The organism is Wolbachia endosymbiont of Tuta absoluta (assembly GCF_059414725.1).
On the sequence record NZ_JBNRJY010000411.1, the window covers coordinates 1 to 1,319 of the forward strand.

Genomic DNA, 1,319 nt, shown 5'->3' on the forward strand with positions numbered 1-1,319 from the left:
ATTAGTTTGGTGATGGAAGTGGATAATATGAATAGCGATGACACTGTATATGTTATGACTCTTCATGCGGCTAAAGGGCTTGAATTCCCGTGCGTGTTTTTACCTGGTTGGGAAGAAGGATTATTTCCTCATCAAAGATCGATCAAACGTTAATTGCTCGAAAGCAGCACATAAGGTACCAGGGTAACTTTAAAAGTACTGAATTATTTGGATCCCCATTTATTACATAACATAAATAAAAACTGACGATGACGAAAACTGTGATGCCGGCTTAGAATAGCATCTCCCTATTTCTTTCCCTTGGGCGTTCGAAGAGGCGACTAAGGGTCTCGAGGGTGTGTATTGCAATTTTAGGCGATGGGCTGACAACCTGTCACTATGGCGATATCTACACAATTTTCGAAATGACCCTCAAATATTTGTCAGACGTGGCGCAAATGACCGTTTTTTGCGGCTGTTTGCGCTCTGCCTACCCCGCAAGGGATTATAGGCGTGACATGTGTGTGTGTGTGTGATTTGACGCTATTCTGGTAAACGAGTACCTTTCTTCTTTATTGTGTGGGACACCAAGTCGACGAACGACCCGATGAATGAGTACCATGAATATCAAAAGTACCGAAAATACGAAAACGGGGAATTATTTTTGCATGAATATAGTCTGCATTTCACCTTGGTTTTGGGTCTTCAGGTAAACCCATGATGTAGGTAGACCCTAATGAGACCGATGCCTCGCAGTTTCGCAGCAGTGTGGTCTATTATGATTCTGTGGTGTGGTTCAAATGGTCGCAATCCGTACTTAATATTATCACAGAATACATTATTAGTTGATAATTATAAATCTGAGTGTTTGTGTGTGTGTGTGTGTGTGTATGTACTATGTTTGTATGTTTGTTACCTCTTCACACTCATCCAAACCGATTTGGATGAAATATTGAACACAAGTATAACCTGGAATAACTCAAAGGCCACTTTTTACCGCAGGAAAACAACTATTACCACGGGAAAATGAGTGGAAGCGAGTGAAACCGCTGGGCGGAAATCTAGTAATAATATAATTCTTTATTGCACAAAAAAAAATTACAACAAGGCGGCCTTCTCGCTATGGTAGCAAGCTCTTCCAGGCAACCTTTGGGTGATAGGAAAATGCGTTTAGATAAGCGGGATAATGCATGAAATATACTTACATAAACTACATACATTATTGTACACACTTATACATACACTAGCGGCCCGCCCAGCGGTTTCACCCGCTGCTAACTGATTTCCCACGGGAAACAGACCTTCTCCCGACATTAATCATACATAAAAACCTTCCTCTT

At 41.2% G+C, this 1,319-nt stretch carries 1 pseudogene; it reads left to right on the forward strand.

Going from position 1 to position 1,319, the window contains the following annotated elements:
- A pseudogene (locus ACJ5GX_RS04410) lies at positions 1–144 on the forward strand (3'-5' exonuclease); the annotation flags it as partial.
- Positions 145–1,319 lie beyond the last annotated feature (1,175 nt).